The following is a 16,108-nucleotide window of genomic DNA, read 5'->3' on the forward strand; positions in this document are numbered from 1 at the left end:
CCGACAAGACAATTATACATATCTGTTTCTTATCAAAGAAGAATTTTTCCCATAGACACAGAAAATTTTACGCCCTCGAGCATCTCCTCTCTCTCCCAGCACAATAGTCACCCATGATTCTGGGCTCCCCTTTACACCGATAAATCATTCGGCACTCTCAACCACAAATTCTACACTTCCTTTTGCCTTTTCTCCAGTTACTGTAACTGTATATGTTCCGCTTTCTTCTACATCAACATCATATTCTACCGAAAAGAAAATGCCGTCACTTTCAGCAATAGGTTCATTGTCATCTTTCTGGATTTTATATGACAACTGGCCATCTGTAACCACAATTTTCGTATGGATCGTATCTCCGGCTTCAACAACTAAGTCTTGAGTGTCTGTAGTATTAAATGTTGTATATTCCATAATCAGCTGATTATCGTTCCCTGTCCTGCTTCCGTTGAAATCCGGTGAACAGGCAGTTAGTGCTGCGACAAGTATTACTGCGCTAAAGACAGTTATAGCCCTTTTCATTATTCTTCGCCTCGTCTTTCAAATTCTATATTGTTATTTTTGGATTATTTACTATAGTTTTCTGACATAGCAATTGATCAAGTTTTTCTTGAATATTTTCGTTTCCTTTTAAACCAATCATTGGAATAGATATATTTTCTCTCGAAAGCTGATCTGATATTTCATTTATGAACAGTCCCATTCCGTTGACTTCCGCATTGTCATTTGACGTTGTATCTACACCACACGTTGGAGAACGGTTTGCTCCAATAATGCCGACAATTTCAAAGTTGTGTTTTTTATATTCCAAAATTTGTTGTACGACATAATCAGCCAGTTTTATTAGTTCGACATTATGGATTTTGCTTTTCATTTCAGAACGTATCCTCGTATTCTCCACTACTACCGAACGATCAGCACCATGGATATCTCCCCTGTCTAGTCCTAAACAGAAGAGTTCCGGACAAGGCAGTTGAACAATCCCTATATTCGCACTTAAGAAATAGTCAATAAGGCTTCTAAATGCCGATGGATAAATTGCTGTTCCATCAGAAATGGAGTTTTGATTCAAAAAGCAATGTGCGATAAATACAACTTTTTTACTTCTTCCATCATTGAACATAATATTCTACCTCAAATTTGTATTATGGTTAATCAGCTTAAATCCGTTTCACAATCTCCAAAGCGGTATGCCTTTGCTACCTCTTTCTTCCAATATATCTACATACTTTTTTTCTATAATCCCAATATTCCTCTCCGAATGTTTTTATCAAGAAATCTTCCTCCACATGAACGATCTGCAGATGTAACATTACAATCGCCGACACTGTTATGATGAACAAGCCCCAATTAAAAAACATAAAAAGTATAGATAAATAAATTAAATCAAAACCCAGAAAAGCAGGATTACGGCTATAAGCATATATTCCAGACGTAACAAGTTCTGTTTTTTCATCATTTGGAACACCAGCTCTCCAACTGTCGCGCATCGTAAGTACAGACACCACAAACACGCCAACCCCTAATATTCCCAATATGCAACCAAGGGCTCTGATCCCTGCTAAATGAATATATGTATTCATAAAAATACTAATCAACTCAACAATGGGAACAATAAATGTCACAATTTTCAATGAAATTTCTATGGTCTTTAAAAAGCCTTCCTTTCCCTTACCCAATAAATTTGTTTGTATTCCTTGTTTTCGCTGACTAAAAAGTTTTATGTAATAAACACCGTAAAATGCAATCATTATCAATATTGCAATAATTTTATATGCCATGTTGTAACCTCAAAATTCTATTTTTTCAGTTCTATAAACTGGGATTGTCAATTTTCCGTTGATAATTCCAGTTTTTCAATATCTGCTATTTCTATAATGTAAATATCATTACCTACTGGGCTGATTAAAATTGACTCATCTTCATTAAACTCATCAGCAAAAATTCCCTTAATTGTGTTTCCGTCTTTTAAGGTAACTACTACTAATCTGTCATATAATTCTGCATATTTCTTATGAAAATCTTCACTAATGCAATGTTGTGTGTTCATTTTTTTACTGCTTTCAGAAAACCGGAAATAGCGGATAAAAGCCAACCAATACCAATAATAATGAGTGTGGTTTTCCACCCTATACCATTATCAAAGACAAAGAGGAATGCGTATAGTGCAAAAATGCTCACAATGATAGCAAAGCCATATAGTATCAAATCTAATTTTCTTCTTTTCTCTCTATCCATGCCTTATTGCTCCTTAAATTCCAATTTTCTCAGATAAGTTCCAATGCTTTTTATACTTTTTTACTTCTTTGAATTTTTTTCCAACTCAAGCAGATACCTGTCATAGTCCGACATAAATAATCTATCTTGAATTACACGATATTTTTCAAATTCTGTTTCGGCTTTGGATTTAGCAATCTCCGCCGTGATTTTCCCAGCATCTTGTAAAACCTCTCGGTCATCAGCCGTCAGGAATAAATCCAAACGCTTGCTCCAATCTTCCATTGTCATTGGAATATGTCTTTCTGCACGGTCTTCTGCCAAATCCAAATATGCCGATACGATACGCTCCAACGATCGCATTTCCTGTTCGTCGAGATAATTCTTGGCGACACTTACATCACTTTTTACGATTTTACCTTTAGGGGCCGCTGCCCATGTAGTCAGACCCATATGTGGTTTTTTGGCATTCGCTCTTTCGTATATTAACTCTGCCGCAGTATGCCCATGTACCGCATAATGCATTTTATTTTGAACCTTTGCGAAAAACTGCTTTGTTGTATTTGCAGTACGGTCATAATCAAGCGCGGTAGCATAAATATCCGTAATCTTCTGATAAAACCTACGCTCTGATAAACGAATTTCTCGAATCTGCTCCAGCAAGCGGTCGAAATATTCTACTGTCAAAACAGAACCACCGTTTTTCAGACGTTCATCATCCATAACCCATCCTTTGATGGTGTAATCCTTTACGATTCCGTTTGCCCACTTGCGGAATTGTACTGCACGTTCATTGTTTACCTTAAAACCGACGGCAATTATCATCTGCAAGTTATAATGATTCGTTTCTCTTTGTACCTGACGGGAACCCTCGGTTTGAACTATCCGAAATTTTCGGATAGTTGCCGACTCTTCCAATTCGGAATCCAAATATATTTTTTTTATGTGGTCACTAATTGTACGCACATCAACACCGTAAAGTGCAGCCATCATTTTTTGTGTCAGCCATATATTTTCATCTTGATAACGCATTTCAATGCTATCTTCCTGTTCTCCGACAGAAGCAATGTAAGTAAGATACTCTGCTGCACTTGAGCGAATATTTATTTCATTCTTCTTTGCCAACGTAGACACCTCCTATATTAGGTTGATTTACGTCACCAATGGCGACGCTTTTCGATATAAATCATGAATGCGAAATAGTTCTATAAACTTGGATTTATCTTTCTTTATGCTTATCTTTCCCTAATGCAATAAATCCAGCAGTAACAGCAAGAGCAAGCATAATATCATGTTCGCCTAATGGGTCTGTTACTATGGAATAAATTAAAAATGCCGTACAAATCAGCAATATTGCTAATATAATCCCACTAACAATTTTTCTTTTTTCCATTGTATAAATCTCCTTTACAACTTCAAATTTTCTCTGCTCTACAAGCTGGAAGTTATCGCATACAAGCATTGACAAATTTCATAGGTACATCCATGCGTTCTGCTACTTGTTCTGGTGTCATTCCACTATTTAAGAAACGCTTGCATACTATTTTCATGTTCTCGCCGACTTCAATAATATGCTTATCTGGATCATAGAAACGAACAACACGCTGTCCCCATGAATGTTCTACAATAGGGTGGACATATTCAACATTACATTCTTTCAGCTTATCCGCAAATTCATCAAAATTATCTTCTTCAAAATAAATCTCAAAATTGTTGCCACCAAAAGAAATCTCGCTTTTCCCGATAAAGTCTTTATATGTTTCAACTGTCTGCAAAGCTAAACCGCCTGTTAAAGTTTTATTTGCTCCAAAATCCATAATCACATGAAGCCCGAAAACCTTTTTATAAAACTCAACTGATTTTTCTATATCTGTAACCACCAGCATAGGATTTTTCAATTTCATTTCCGTTACCTCCACACGTTCCAATTTCCAGTTAGGTACATTGTACCACACGGTTCCGATGATGTTAATTCTTTTCTTCATATGGTCAAATTACCAAATTACTATTCACCAGCGCTGTATTTCTGACGCTTAGAAGAATCAGTGATTATGCAGAGTTTAGAGTTGCGCGTCTTTAGATCCGGAAGAATAGCGCATATTTATGTTGATAAAAACTGATGAAGGGAGTGGTTTTGATATAAGCCGATAGAAAACAGAAAATTTAAACCGGATGTTTTCTTTCATATTTCCCTTAAATACAGGAAAGGAGAGGGTTGTATGGATGAGAGAGATAACAGGATATCCGCTAAGGTATACACAGTTGAAGAGATACAGCAGCTTCTGGGAATTGGCAGAACAAAAATCTATGCATACATCGAAGGCGTGTATAAAGCCCAGGAACCGTTCAGGGTTATCAAAATTGGCAGATCATACCGGATTCCGAAAGAGTCGTTTGACAAATGGATAAATGGCATAAGCTGAGTAATTTAGAAGGAGGAGCGGAATGGTCAAGCGGACAAAAAAGTACGAACATGCTTTCTGGGAAAGAAACATGTGGAATCACAGGATAAAAATCCTGCAGGAAGACTATACGGTAAAGTATGGAAAAATTGGCGGTTTTAAAACGGCTGAAGAAGCAGAAGAATCTTACGAGAAATATAAGGCTGAATTCGATCAGAAAGTGAAGCAGAGGTTTATTAAACAGAATCAGGATATAACTCTAAAAGACTATTTAATCTATTGGTACGTAAGCATTTTTTCCGAGCGAATCAAGCCGATGACTCAGTATATAACGGCATATACTGTTTATTCTTTTCTTCTTCCCAATATTGATGATGATATAAAGCTCAAATTTGTCAGTACAGAGTACCTGAATAATGTTCTTTCAGCTGCCGCTAAGTATTGTGAATCATCCGGAAATAAAAGCCGGGAGGTGTTGTATATTGCGTTTCGTGATGCCCTTAAGCAGCGACTGGTTGCAAATAATCCAGTTCCGGCCACAAAAAGATACCCAAGGAAAAAGCCTAAAGTAAAGGTTTTAAATGTAGAACAGACACGGGTTTTGTTAAGGATGGCTAAGTACAGGAATTGGTTTCTGGAGATTCTTTTAGGACTGTATTGCGGGCTGCGAAAAGGAGAAATCCTGGGATTGAAGTTCAGTGACTTTGATTTGCAGAACAGAACTGTACATGTTCAACGGCAGATTGCGGCTGATATGAAACTGGCTGACGGAGGTTGCAAAATCGAGGAGTACAAGCTTGTAGAACGAGATCCAAAATCAGAAAACAGTGACAGAATATTAAAAGTTCCTCCGATTATTTTGGTGGAATTGTGCAAAAGACGGCAGAAGATCGAAATGCAGAAAGTGAAAATGGGAGACCGGTATATTGACTCGGATTACATCAGCTGTCAAAAAAACGGACTGCCCCATGCTTTGGCATCTTTGAATGGTGAGCTGAACAGGATCACTAAAAGAGCAGGACTGCCTCATATTACCGTTCATGGTTTGAGACATATGTACGCAACAATATTAATTGAGAGAGGTGTCAGTCTTGCTAAAATCTCAGGATTACTCGGACATGGCTCCGTACACACTACTTTTGAATTTTATCTGGACATTATAAATGGAACGAATCAGATTCAAGACTTTATGAATCAAAATTTTGTTCCGGGAGAAATGTAGGAGGCTGCGTATGGATTTAACGAAACTAGATCTTCGGCCTTATAGGGAATACAAAATATCAGATGTTATGAAAATCAAGGGGAAGCTGGGCTTTCGAGTGACACTGGTTTATGACGATGGAACAGAAAAGGAATGTCAACATTCCGGTTTTTCTTCAAAATCTACGGCGACGAAAAATCGGAATAGAATAATTGCTCAGCTTGAAAATGGCATATATGTCGCTCACCGGGATGTGAAAATTAAAGATTTTTTACCTTATTGGCTTGAACATGTTATGAGAGCAAGAGGGGACTTTAAGGCAAACAGCTATGATGCCTATAAAAATTGTATATACAGGCATATAATTCCGAGACTGGGCAATATAAAACTGATAGAAGTGAACCCGGGACATATACAAAAGGTTTATAAAGAACTTTGCGAAAATTATAAATCAATCCCCAGAATTGCGAAACCTGTATTAAATACATCTTTCACATATGCTGTAAGTATCAGGTTGATGGAAATGAACCCTTGCGAGAACGTCAATCTTCCTCGTCAGGATGATGACAAAAAACGCGAATACCATACCATTCATGTAAATAAGGCGCAGACATATTCTTTAGAGCAAGTTAAAATACTTATAAAGGCCGCAAAAGATACCCGTATTTATATGCAGATTTTGTTCGCGGTGCTAATGGGGCTTAGAAAAGGAGAAATCAATGGATTAAAATACAGCGATATTGATTTTGAACACCGCACGTTGAAAATCCAAAGACAATTAGGAAAAGATCTCTATAAAGACGATACTGAAATTCCGGTAAATACAAAGACAAAGCAGGAAATTACATTAAAAACATGGTCAAGTGAACGAGAGATCGACATTCCGGATTATGTATTCGAAGAAATTCTCAAGGAACGAGAAAAATATGAAAGAAATAAGAGACGGAGGCAGCAGGGAGTATGGACATTTCAAGATCTGGGGTATATTTGCTGTTCTTCATACGGCCGCCCCAGAAGTTCGGACTATCACTATACGCATTATAAGGAACTGATAAAGAAAACAGGGCTGCCGTATATACGATTCCATGATCTTCGGCATACATATGCTACATTGTTGCTGAAAAATGAGATTAATCAGAAAGCCATAGCAGAAGTGATGGGACATTCGAAATCCATTATTACAGTGGACACTTATGGAGATACCCGGAGAATTATAGAGGGTGGTGTTGAAGTGATCCAGGATTTCATTGACGAGGTTCATCCTTATGGAAGTTTAGACGTCCGGATGCTCAAGGAGATGTTCGGAATGGAAAGAGAAGTCAGAATAGAGGAATACACTTTAAAATCAATTGCTGTAAAGATGGAGGATATAGAGATCCCTGCTTTAGAGGAAATGAATTGCATTGGTACCCAGGATGAAATATACTAATGAAAACGGCAAGATGTGGAGGAGAAAGATGGAAAGATTTTTTGGAACAAGAGATTATCACGAGTTTTGTAAATCCTTTGGAAGAGGAAATGAACAGCAATATTTGGCTTTGCGGGAACTTAAAAAGGATACCACTTTGTCGTGGGAGGATATGAAAAAATTGAAATTCAATCAATTCGATGAGAAAAATAAGGCCATTATCCTTCCCGCAACTTGTATTAAACAGCAGGAAACCAGAGAATAAAAATCAGTCCGGAACGGATCGGCTTTTGAAAAAAGTAAAAAGCAAGGCGGCATGTGTCTGCCTTGCTTTTTCTGTACAGTCCAGAGAAGTTTTATTTTTCAATAGACACATTCTTTGGCGACAGAGCAAAGGATGAAGAGTATCTCCGAATTTCTATATGTAAAATGATTTTGTATATTATGCAGAAGCCTTATATTCTTTAAAAGTGTGTGTATAATATGCAAAAAGATTCAATGAATGTTGAATAATAATACAGAACATTTGTTTGAATATGTCTATGCAAATAATGAATATTGTGTTATACTAGACCGGTAAATGGTGACAAATTCCATCGAATGATTGGCAGTATCGCGCAGTCAAAAAATTCGGTTTTACTGACCTGATTCGTACAATTGGACTTTTCGCCTGTTTTTTTGGCCTTTTTGGAGGGTTTTCAGGGTGCGAAATCGGGCTGATAGTAAGCATAGTAAGGAGTGATTCGTGTGGAAAAAGAAGAGAGATTATTCGAATTGGTATCCGACTATAAACCTACCGGCGATCAGCCGGAGGCAATCAGAAAGCTTGTAGAGGGATTTCGGGAAGGCAACCAATGCCAGACTTTACTAGGGGTTACGGGGTCTGGGAAGACATTTACGATGGCGAATGTTATCCAGCAACTACAGAAGCCAACGCTTATCATAGCACATAACAAGACACTGGCAGCTCAGTTGTACGGAGAATTTAAAGAATTTTTTCCGGATAATTCTGTAGAATATTTCGTCTCCTATTACGACTATTACCAGCCGGAGGCCTATGTACCTTCTACGGATACTTATATTGCCAAAGACTCGGCGATAAATGAGGAGATAGATAAACTGCGTCTTTCTGCCACGGCATCTTTAAGTGAAAGAAAGGATGTTATTATCATTTCCAGTGTTTCCTGTATTTATGGAATCGGAAGTCCCAGCGACTATCAGAACATGATCATTTCTCTGCGGCCGGGAATGGAGAAGGACAGGGACGACGTTATCCGGGAACTGATCGACATTCAGTACACCAGAAATGATATGGATTTCCACAGAGGCACCTTCCGGGTGCGGGGAGACGTGTTGGAAATTATCCCGGCGGATAATTCTGAATCGGCTCTCCGGGTAGAGTTTTTCGGAGACGAAATTGACCGGATTACTCAGGTGGACATACTGACAGGAGAAATTTTGTGTGAATTAAATCATGCGGCTGTTTTTCCTGCTTCCCATTATGTGGTTCCCATGGAGCGGATTTTAAAAGCGGCCCGGGATATTGAGGAAGAGCTGAAAGAGCAGGTTGCATATTTTAAAAGCGAGGACAAGCTTCTGGAGGCACAGAGGATTGCAGAACGGACCAACTTCGACGTGGAAATGATGAAGGAAACGGGATTTTGTTCCGGAATTGAGAATTATTCCCGTCATCTTTCCGGATTAAAACCGGGAGAACCGCCCTATACTCTGGTGGATTATTTCGGGGATGATTTTCTGATGATCATTGACGAATCCCATAAGACAGTTCCTCAGATCGGGGGCATGTATGCGGGGGATCAGTCCAGAAAGCAGACCCTGGTGGATTACGGATTCCGTCTTCCTTCTGCAAAAGACAACCGTCCTCTGGCTTTTGAGGAATTTGAAAGTAAAATCGATCAGATTCTGTTTGTATCTGCCACACCGGGGCCTTATGAGGCAGAGCATGAGCTTCTCAGGGCAGAGCAGATTATCCGGCCCACAGGACTTCTGGATCCGAGAGTAGAGGTACGGCCGGTAGAAGGGCAGATAGATGACCTGGTAGGCGAAGTAAATAAGGAAGTGGAAAAGAAACATAAAATCTTAATTACAACGCTGACCAAACGGATGGCTGAAGATTTGACCGAATATATGAGAGATTTGGGGATACGTGTGAAATATCTCCATTCAGACATTGATACTCTGGAAAGGACACAGATCATCCGGGATATGAGGCTGGATGTGTTTGACGTACTGGTGGGAATCAATCTGTTAAGAGAAGGACTGGATATTCCGGAAATTACCCTGGTGGCTATTCTGGATGCAGATAAGGAAGGATTTCTACGTTCGGAGACGTCCCTGATTCAGACCATCGGTCGTGCGGCCAGAAACGCAGAGGGACACGTAATTATGTATGCAGATACAATTACAGATTCCATGCGGGTTGCCATTGAAGAAACGGAGCGGAGAAGGGGAATTCAGGAGGCATATAATAAGGAACATCATATTACGCCGAAAACCATTGAGAAATCCGTCCGGGATCTGATTAGTATTTCAAAGGCAGTGGCTCAGACAGAAGACAAGCTGATGAAAGATCCGGAATCCATGAGTAAGAAGGAACTGGAGAAACTGATTAAGCAGGTAGAAAAACAGATGAAGGCTGCAGCAGCAGAGCTGAATTTTGAACAGGCTGCAGAACTGAGAGACAAGATGATGGAATTAAGACAGAATTTGCTGGAACTGGAATAAAAATTAGAGGCAGATGCTGCAAAGAGGGATTGGGAAAACTTTCTTTGCAGCATTTTTTCTTTCTGCGGCGTCCCCGTGCTCGTAGCGTCCAGCCCGTCCTATAACAGAATGTCTGTGCAGACAAGCCTGCACAGACATTCTGTTGCAGTCCGGGGCTTTCATTTAAAAAAATAGAAAAATTTTTACAATTTATATTGACAATCAAAAACAACAGTGCTATCTTAGTTTCATAGATATTAGCACTCTAGAAAGATGAGTGCTAACAATCGAAGGGAGGAAGCAGACAGTTGGAGATAGAATTGAATGAGCGCCAGAAGAAAATATTAAAGGCCATCATTAAAACTTATCTTGAAACCGGAGAGCCGGTGGGGTCCAGGACCATTTCCAAATATGCGGACCTGAATGTGAGTTCTGCGACCATCCGAAATGAAATGTCCGATTTAACTGATATGGGATATATTCTGCAGCCACATACATCGGCGGGCCGGATTCCTTCTGACAAAGGATACCGGTTATATGTAGATGAACTGATGAATGAGAAGGAAGAGGAAATTGCACAAATTAAAGAACTGATGATTCAGAAGACCGATAAGATGGAGAAAGTTCTGAAGAAGGTTGTGCAGGTTCTGGCTTCCAATACCAATTATGCGACCATGATTACAGTTCCTCAGTACAGTGGAAACAAACTGAAATTTATCCAGCTTTCCAGAGTGAGTGAACTTCAGCTGCTGGCAGTAGTGGTGGCAGAGGGAAATATCATCCGTAACCAGATTATTAATCTGGATGAGGAGATGGATGATGAAACGATCCTGAAGCTGAACTTGCTTTTGAATACCAATCTGAACGGTCTTCCCATTGCAGACATTAATCTGGGAATGATCGCCAGACTGAAAGAGCAGGCGGGGATTCACAGCAGCGTAGTAGCTACGGTGCTGGATGCAGTTGCAAATACCATTCAGGTAGATGAAGACGATACAGAAATTTATACGTCCGGAGCAACCAACATATTCAAATATCCGGAACTGGCGGACAAAACCAGAGCCAGTGAACTGATTTCTGCATTTGAAGAGAAAAAACAACTGGTGGAACTGTTAAAAGAATCCATGGAGGATTCAGAAAGCACCGGACTTCAGGTATATATCGGAAATGAAACACCCCTTCAGACCATGAAAGACTGCAGTGTGGTTACAGCCACCTATGAATTGGGAGACGGTATGAAGGGAACCATCGGGATAGTAGGACCGAAACGTATGGACTACGAAAATGTGGTAGACAGTCTGAAAACCCTGAAAGAGCAATTAGACAATGTGTTTAAGAAAACATAGAAAGGCGGTAGAAAAAGTGGCGGAAGAAAAGGAAAACAAATCCACCGTGGAAGAAGAAACTACAGAAGACAAAAGGCCTGCAGACGCTGAGACACAAGAAGAAACTCAGGAAGCTGGTGAGGAAGAACAAACAGAAGACACTCAGGAAGAAGAGCAGGAAGAAAAAGCCGAAGAGAAAAAGACTTCTTTCTTCAAGAAAAAAGAGAAAAAAGATAAAAAGGATCAGCAGATTGCAGAGCTGACAGACAGACTGCAGAGGACCATGGCGGAATTCGATAATTTCCGTAAACGGACGGAAAAAGAAAAGGCGAGCATGTATATCATAGGGGCCAAAGAGATTGTGGAAAAAATTCTCCCTGTGGTTGACAACTTTGAACGCGGGCTCGCATCCGCAGAAGAAGGCGATGCCTTTGCAGAAGGAATGAAGATGATTTATAAACAGCTGATGACAACCCTGGAAGAACTTGGCGTAGAGCCAATCGAAGCAGTGGGAAAAGAATTCAACCCGGATTTCCATAATGCAGTGATGCATGTGGAAGACGATTCTCTTGGAGAAAACGTGGTGGTGGAAGAGCTTCAGAAAGGTTATATGTATAAATCATTTGTAATCCGGCACAGCATGGTGAAAGTGGCAAACTAGCTGCTGTTAACAATAGATTTGGAAATGAGACAATTGTTTGAAATAGGAGGATAAAACAATGGGAAAAATTATTGGTATTGACTTAGGAACAACCAACAGCTGTGTAGCTGTTATGGAAGGTGGTCAGCCCACCGTTATCGCAAATACAGAAGGAGCAAGAACCACACCCTCTGTAGTTGCATTTACAAAAAACGGAGAGAGACTGGTAGGTGAACCTGCAAAACGTCAGGCCGTAACCAATGCAGATAAGACAATCTCTTCCATTAAAAGAGAAATGGGAACCGATTACCGTGTGGAAATCGACGGTAAAAAATACTCTCCTCAGGAAATTTCAGCTATGATTCTTCAGAAACTGAAAAAAGACGCAGAAGGCTATCTGGGAGAAACAGTTACAGAAGCAGTTATTACCGTTCCGGCATACTTCAATGACGCACAGCGTCAGGCAACCAAGGACGCAGGAAAAATCGCCGGACTGGATGTAAAACGTATCATCAACGAGCCTACGGCAGCAGCTCTGGCTTACGGTCTGGACAACGAAAAAGAGCAGAAAATCATGGTATACGACTTAGGCGGCGGTACCTTCGATGTTTCCATTATTGAAATCGGCGACGGCGTTATCGAAGTATTATCTACAGCAGGTAATAACCGTCTGGGCGGCGATGACTTCGACCAGAAGATCACCGACTATATGCTGACAGAATTCAGAAATACAGAAGGCGTTGACTTATCCAACGATAAGATGGCTCTGCAGAGATTAAAAGAAGCAGCAGAAAAAGCAAAGAAAGAACTTTCTTCTGCAACCACAACCAACATCAACCTTCCGTTTATTACTGCAACAGCAGAAGGCCCGAAACACTTTGACATGAACTTAACCCGTGCAAAATTTGATGAATTAACCCACGACTTAGTAGAAAAGACAGCAGAACCTGTAAGAAGAGCTCTTTCTGACGCAGGCATGACAGCTTCTGAACTGGGTCAGGTACTTCTGGTAGGCGGTTCTACCCGTATTCCGGCCGTACAGGATAAAGTTCGTCAGTTAACTGGCAAAGAGCCCAGCAAGTCTCTGAACCCGGATGAATGTGTGGCTCTCGGCGCTTCTGTACAGGGCGGTAAACTGGCAGGAGACGCAGGTGCAGGAGATGTCCTTCTTCTGGACGTAACCCCTCTGTCTCTGTCCATCGAAACCATGGGCGGTATTGCAACTCGTCTGATTGAGAGAAATACAACGATCCCTACAAAGAAGAGTCAGATCTTCTCCACAGCAGCAGATAATCAGACAGCCGTTGACATTAACGTAGTTCAGGGTGAGCGTCAGTTTGCAAGAGACAACAAATCCTTAGGACAGTTCCGTCTGGATGGAATTCCGCCTGCAAGACGTGGTGTTCCGCAGATCGAAGTTACCTTTGACATTGATGCAAACGGTATTGTAAACGTTTCTGCAAAAGATCTGGGAACAGGCAAAGAGCAGCACATTACCATTACTGCTGGATCCAATATGTCTGACGATGAAATCGATAAGGCAGTAAAAGAAGCAGCAGAGTTCGAGGCACAGGATAAGAAACGGAAAGAAGCCATCGATGCCAGAAATGATGCAGATTCCATGGTATTCCAGACCGAGAAAGCTCTGGAAGAAGCAGGAGACAAACTGGATGCAGCAGATAAATCCGCAGTAGAGGCAGACCTGAAAGAGCTTAAAGATCTGCTGGCTAAGACTCAGCCGGAAGAGATGACAGATGCCCAGGTAGCAGAACTGAAAGCAGCTCAGGAAAAACTGATGCAGAACGCACAGAAATTGTTTGCAAAGATGTATGAGCAGACACAGGGTCAGGCAGGCGCAGGCCCCCAGCCGAACGCCGGCGGACAGAACACAGCAGGCGGCGAAGCAGGATATGATGACGATATTATCGACGCTGATTATAAAGAAGTTTAAGTAGGAATGAGCAATTATGGCAGAACAAAGAGATTTATATGAAGTCTTAGGCGTGGACCGCAGTGCGGATGATGCCACTTTGAAAAAAGCATATCGTAAGCTGGCCAAGAAATATCACCCGGATGTAAATCCGGGTGATAAAGAGGCTGAGGCGAAATTTAAAGAGGCAACCAATGCATATGCAATTCTCAGCGATCCGGAAAAGAGAAAGCAGTACGATCAGTTTGGTCATGCAGCCTTTGAAAACGGAGCAGGAGGATCCACCGGCGGTTTTGGAGGCTTCGATTTCGGCGGCATGGATATGGGCGATATTTTCGGAGACATCTTCGGAGATCTGTTCGGCGGCGGAGGAAGAAGAGGACGTGCAGATAATGGTCCCAGAAGAGGAGCTAATTTAAGAGCGCGTCTGAATATTACCTTTGAAGAAGCTATTTTCGGGTGCGAAAAAGAAATTGAGATCACCTTAAAAGATACCTGTCAAAGCTGTCATGGAACCGGCGCGAAGCCGGGAACACAGCCTCAGACCTGTCCGAAATGTAACGGCGAGGGACAGATTGTTTATACCCAGCAGTCCATGTTCGGAATGGTCAGAAGTACAGGAACCTGTCCGGAATGTAACGGTACAGGTAAAATTATTAAAGAAAAATGCTCTGCCTGCCGGGGAACCGGATACACTTCTTCCAGACAGAGAATTAAAGTGCCCATTCCGGCCGGCATCAATCATGGACAGAGTATCCGGGTACGGGATAAGGGAGAGCCGGGCGTCAACGGAGGCCCGAGAGGCGATCTTCTGGTAGAAGTAAATGTGGCAAGACATCCGATTTTCCAGCGTCAGGACAGAAATATTTACTCTACAGCGCCGATTACCTTTGCCCAGGCAGCGCTGGGCGGCCAGGTACGTATCCGTACTGTGGACGGGGATGTGATGTATGAGATAAAACCGGGAACACAGACAGATACCCGTATCCGCCTGAAAGGAAAAGGCGTGCCTTCCATCCGGAATAAAAATGACAGAGGCGATCATTATGTGACGCTGGTTGTTCAGGTACCTACCAGACTGTCAGAAGAAGCAAAACAGGCTCTTCGCGAATTCGATCAGGCCTGCGGGAACACACCGGCTCCGAAACAGGAGCATACAGAGAAAAAGAAAAAAAGTTTCATGGATAAATTAAAAGAAACTTTTGAAGAGTAATTATAACAAAGAAACGTTGTGGAAAATTTTACAGCGTTTCTTTTCTTTTGCTCTTTTCAAGCGTCTAAAATTCGTGTATGATGAAAAATAGTGCATATTTTGATTCAGAGGTGAAAGATGAGCGTTCAGATTGTAATACAGCAGATGTTAATGATTTTAATTTTGATTGGAACAGGGTATATTCTAAAAAAGACCAATAAGATAAAAAGTTCCGTATCCAAAGACTTATCAGCCCTCGTGGTAAATGTCTGCAATCCGGCAATCATCATTACCAGCGCTCTGCAGAGAGATTCTTCCGTGACAGGAAGAAGTCTTTTGTACGCAGCCGCGGCTGCTTTTGTTATGTATGTATTTTTGGTTGTTGTGGGAAAGGTAGTGCCGGTACTGTTAAAAATACCCTTTAAAGACAGAAATTCTTACAATATGATGTGCGTATTCGGCAATACCGGATTTATCGGGATTCCGCTGGTATCTGCTCTGGTAGGCGCCCAGGCGCTGATTTACGTTGCGGTGACAAATATCTTTTTTTATCTTCTGATTTATACATATGGAATTCATCTGGTGGCTCGGGATTCGGGAACGAAGGAAAAATTTCAGGTAAAAAATCTTCTGAATACAGGAAACCTGGCAACCTTGCTGGCGATTCTTCTGTTTCTGGGAGAATGGAAATTTCCGCCTCTGGCAGAAGAAACGCTGGACTATATGGGAGGAGCCACTACATTTCTGGCAATGATCGTGATAGGAATCACCATAGCAGATACGCCCATACACACATTGTTTACGGAAAAGAAGATTTATTTTTTTACAGTTCTGCGTTTTCTGGTTCTTCCCATAGGAATCGGATTGGGGCTGAAATGGTTCATAAAAGACAGTACCTTATTGGATACGTTAGTGATTATGGCTGCAGTGCCGGCGGGAAATATGCCCTTAATGCTGATGATGGAGCGGGGGATGGATGGGAAGCTGCTTTCCAAAGGAATCATTATCAGCACACTGGCATCGGTGATAACCATTCCGTTGGTATTGGTTGCGGTATGTGCATAAAAGAAGA

18 protein-coding genes are annotated in these 16,108 nt (G+C 41.1%); 10 read left to right on the forward strand and 8 right to left on the reverse strand.

Annotated elements, in window-relative coordinates:
- Positions 1 to 144 precede the first annotated feature (144 nt).
- The 8 genes from B5F53_RS12535 to B5F53_RS12570 all read right to left on the reverse strand — a co-directional run bounded on the left by B5F53_RS12535 (position 145) and on the right by B5F53_RS12570 (position 4,118).
- Positions 145 to 519 (reverse strand): hypothetical protein, encoded by a 375-nt coding sequence (locus tag B5F53_RS12535; protein WP_087223937.1) that lies wholly within the window; start codon positions 517 to 519, stop codon positions 145 to 147.
- 25 nt (positions 520 to 544) lie between these two features.
- Entirely contained in the window at positions 545 to 1,120 is a 576-nt protein-coding gene (locus B5F53_RS12540) for a CD3072 family TudS-related putative desulfidase (RefSeq protein WP_087223939.1), read from the reverse strand.
- 76 nt (positions 1,121 to 1,196) lie between these two features.
- A complete protein-coding gene (locus tag B5F53_RS12545; protein WP_087223941.1) occupies positions 1,197 to 1,778 on the reverse strand; it encodes a methyltransferase family protein in 582 nt (193 codons plus the stop codon).
- A 47-nt stretch (positions 1,779 to 1,825) separates the two neighbouring features.
- Entirely contained in the window at positions 1,826 to 2,047 is a 222-nt protein-coding gene (locus B5F53_RS12550; RefSeq protein ID WP_087223943.1) for a hypothetical protein, read from the reverse strand.
- Positions 2,044 to 2,235 carry a hypothetical protein gene (locus B5F53_RS12555; RefSeq protein WP_087223945.1) on the reverse strand — a complete coding sequence of 64 codons (192 nt, stop codon included), beginning with the start codon at positions 2,233 to 2,235 and terminating at the stop codon, positions 2,044 to 2,046. The genes B5F53_RS12550 and B5F53_RS12555 overlap by 4 nt, the downstream gene beginning before the upstream one ends.
- Before the next feature lie 60 nt (positions 2,236 to 2,295).
- On the reverse strand, positions 2,296 to 3,339 hold the full coding sequence (locus tag B5F53_RS12560; RefSeq protein WP_087223947.1) for a virulence RhuM family protein: 1,044 nt from the start codon (positions 3,337 to 3,339) through the stop codon (positions 2,296 to 2,298).
- A 94-nt stretch (positions 3,340 to 3,433) separates the two neighbouring features.
- Positions 3,434 to 3,607 carry a hypothetical protein gene (locus B5F53_RS20120; RefSeq protein WP_204246916.1) on the reverse strand — a complete coding sequence of 58 codons (174 nt, stop codon included), beginning with the start codon at positions 3,605 to 3,607 and terminating at the stop codon, positions 3,434 to 3,436.
- 52 nt (positions 3,608 to 3,659) lie between these two features.
- Complete coding sequence (locus B5F53_RS12570; RefSeq protein ID WP_087223950.1) at positions 3,660 to 4,118, reverse strand: VOC family protein; 459 nt, start codon at positions 4,116 to 4,118, stop codon at positions 3,660 to 3,662.
- A gap of 315 nt (positions 4,119 to 4,433) precedes the next feature.
- Here B5F53_RS12570 and B5F53_RS12575 point away from each other — a divergent pair, with 315 nt between their 5' ends.
- The 10 genes from B5F53_RS12575 (at position 4,434) to B5F53_RS12620 (ending at position 16,101) form a co-directional block, all read left to right on the forward strand.
- Complete coding sequence (locus B5F53_RS12575; protein ID WP_087223952.1) at positions 4,434 to 4,637, forward strand: helix-turn-helix domain-containing protein; 204 nt, start codon at positions 4,434 to 4,436, stop codon at positions 4,635 to 4,637.
- 22 nt (positions 4,638 to 4,659) lie between these two features.
- The gene (locus B5F53_RS12580) at positions 4,660 to 5,838 is read left to right on the forward strand and encodes a site-specific integrase (protein WP_087223954.1); all 1,179 of its coding nucleotides are present in this window, start codon (positions 4,660 to 4,662) and stop codon (positions 5,836 to 5,838) included.
- Between the two features lie 10 nt (positions 5,839 to 5,848).
- Entirely contained in the window at positions 5,849 to 7,246 is a 1,398-nt protein-coding gene (locus tag B5F53_RS12585) for a tyrosine-type recombinase/integrase (protein WP_087223956.1), read from the forward strand.
- Positions 7,247 to 7,274: 28 nt separating this feature from the next.
- On the forward strand, positions 7,275 to 7,490 hold the full coding sequence (locus tag B5F53_RS12590; RefSeq protein ID WP_087223959.1) for a hypothetical protein: 216 nt from the start codon (positions 7,275 to 7,277) through the stop codon (positions 7,488 to 7,490).
- Between the two features lie 482 nt (positions 7,491 to 7,972).
- Positions 7,973 to 9,970: an excinuclease ABC subunit UvrB gene (gene uvrB / locus B5F53_RS12595; RefSeq protein ID WP_087223961.1), complete on the forward strand. Its 1,998-nt coding sequence runs from the start codon at positions 7,973 to 7,975 to the stop codon at positions 9,968 to 9,970.
- A gap of 287 nt (positions 9,971 to 10,257) precedes the next feature.
- A complete protein-coding gene (gene hrcA / locus B5F53_RS12600; RefSeq protein ID WP_087223963.1) occupies positions 10,258 to 11,295 on the forward strand; it encodes a heat-inducible transcriptional repressor HrcA in 1,038 nt (345 codons plus the stop codon).
- Entirely contained in the window at positions 11,276 to 11,935 is a 660-nt protein-coding gene (gene grpE / locus B5F53_RS12605) for a nucleotide exchange factor GrpE (protein WP_087223965.1), read from the forward strand. The genes hrcA and grpE overlap by 20 nt, the downstream gene beginning before the upstream one ends.
- Positions 11,936 to 11,993: 58 nt before the next feature.
- Positions 11,994 to 13,865 carry a molecular chaperone DnaK gene (dnaK, locus tag B5F53_RS12610; RefSeq protein ID WP_087223967.1) on the forward strand — a complete coding sequence of 624 codons (1,872 nt, stop codon included), beginning with the start codon at positions 11,994 to 11,996 and terminating at the stop codon, positions 13,863 to 13,865.
- A gap of 16 nt (positions 13,866 to 13,881) precedes the next feature.
- Positions 13,882 to 15,057, forward strand: coding sequence for a molecular chaperone DnaJ (gene dnaJ, locus B5F53_RS12615; protein WP_087223969.1), 1,176 nt, complete (start codon positions 13,882 to 13,884; stop codon positions 15,055 to 15,057).
- 117 nt (positions 15,058 to 15,174) lie between these two features.
- On the forward strand, positions 15,175 to 16,101 hold the full coding sequence (locus B5F53_RS12620; protein ID WP_087223970.1) for an AEC family transporter: 927 nt from the start codon (positions 15,175 to 15,177) through the stop codon (positions 16,099 to 16,101).
- Positions 16,102 to 16,108 lie beyond the last annotated feature (7 nt).

Origin of the sequence: Blautia sp. An249 (genome assembly GCF_002159835.1) — a bacterium.
In the GTDB taxonomy this organism is placed as follows: Bacteria; Bacillota; Clostridia; order Lachnospirales; family Lachnospiraceae; genus Blautia_A; species Blautia_A avistercoris.

What these genes read in the sequence shown, in the direction of transcription:
- B5F53_RS12535 (WP_087223937.1), bottom strand. Translation starts at nt 519, where the DNA reads ATGAAAAGGGCTATAACTGTCTTTAGCGCAGTAATACTTGTCGCAGCA.
- B5F53_RS12550 (WP_087223943.1), bottom strand. Translation starts at nt 2,047, where the DNA reads ATGAACACACAACATTGCATTAGTGAAGATTTTCATAAGAAATATGCA.
- B5F53_RS12620 (WP_087223970.1), top strand. Translation starts at nt 15,175, where the DNA reads ATGAGCGTTCAGATTGTAATACAGCAGATGTTAATGATTTTAATTTTG.
- B5F53_RS12575 (WP_087223952.1), top strand. Translation starts at nt 4,434, where the DNA reads ATGGATGAGAGAGATAACAGGATATCCGCTAAGGTATACACAGTTGAA.
- B5F53_RS20120 (WP_204246916.1), bottom strand. Translation starts at nt 3,607, where the DNA reads ATGGAAAAAAGAAAAATTGTTAGTGGGATTATATTAGCAATATTGCTG.
- B5F53_RS12590 (WP_087223959.1), top strand. Translation starts at nt 7,275, where the DNA reads ATGGAAAGATTTTTTGGAACAAGAGATTATCACGAGTTTTGTAAATCC.
- dnaJ (WP_087223969.1), top strand. Translation starts at nt 13,882, where the DNA reads ATGGCAGAACAAAGAGATTTATATGAAGTCTTAGGCGTGGACCGCAGT.
- B5F53_RS12570 (WP_087223950.1), bottom strand. Translation starts at nt 4,118, where the DNA reads ATGAAATTGAAAAATCCTATGCTGGTGGTTACAGATATAGAAAAATCA.
- grpE (WP_087223965.1), top strand. Translation starts at nt 11,276, where the DNA reads ATGTGTTTAAGAAAACATAGAAAGGCGGTAGAAAAAGTGGCGGAAGAA.
- B5F53_RS12540 (WP_087223939.1), bottom strand. Translation starts at nt 1,120, where the DNA reads ATGTTCAATGATGGAAGAAGTAAAAAAGTTGTATTTATCGCACATTGC.
- B5F53_RS12555 (WP_087223945.1), bottom strand. Translation starts at nt 2,235, where the DNA reads ATGGATAGAGAGAAAAGAAGAAAATTAGATTTGATACTATATGGCTTT.
- B5F53_RS12580 (WP_087223954.1), top strand. Translation starts at nt 4,660, where the DNA reads ATGGTCAAGCGGACAAAAAAGTACGAACATGCTTTCTGGGAAAGAAAC.
- B5F53_RS12585 (WP_087223956.1), top strand. Translation starts at nt 5,849, where the DNA reads ATGGATTTAACGAAACTAGATCTTCGGCCTTATAGGGAATACAAAATA.
- B5F53_RS12545 (WP_087223941.1), bottom strand. Translation starts at nt 1,778, where the DNA reads ATGGCATATAAAATTATTGCAATATTGATAATGATTGCATTTTACGGT.
- dnaK (WP_087223967.1), top strand. Translation starts at nt 11,994, where the DNA reads ATGGGAAAAATTATTGGTATTGACTTAGGAACAACCAACAGCTGTGTA.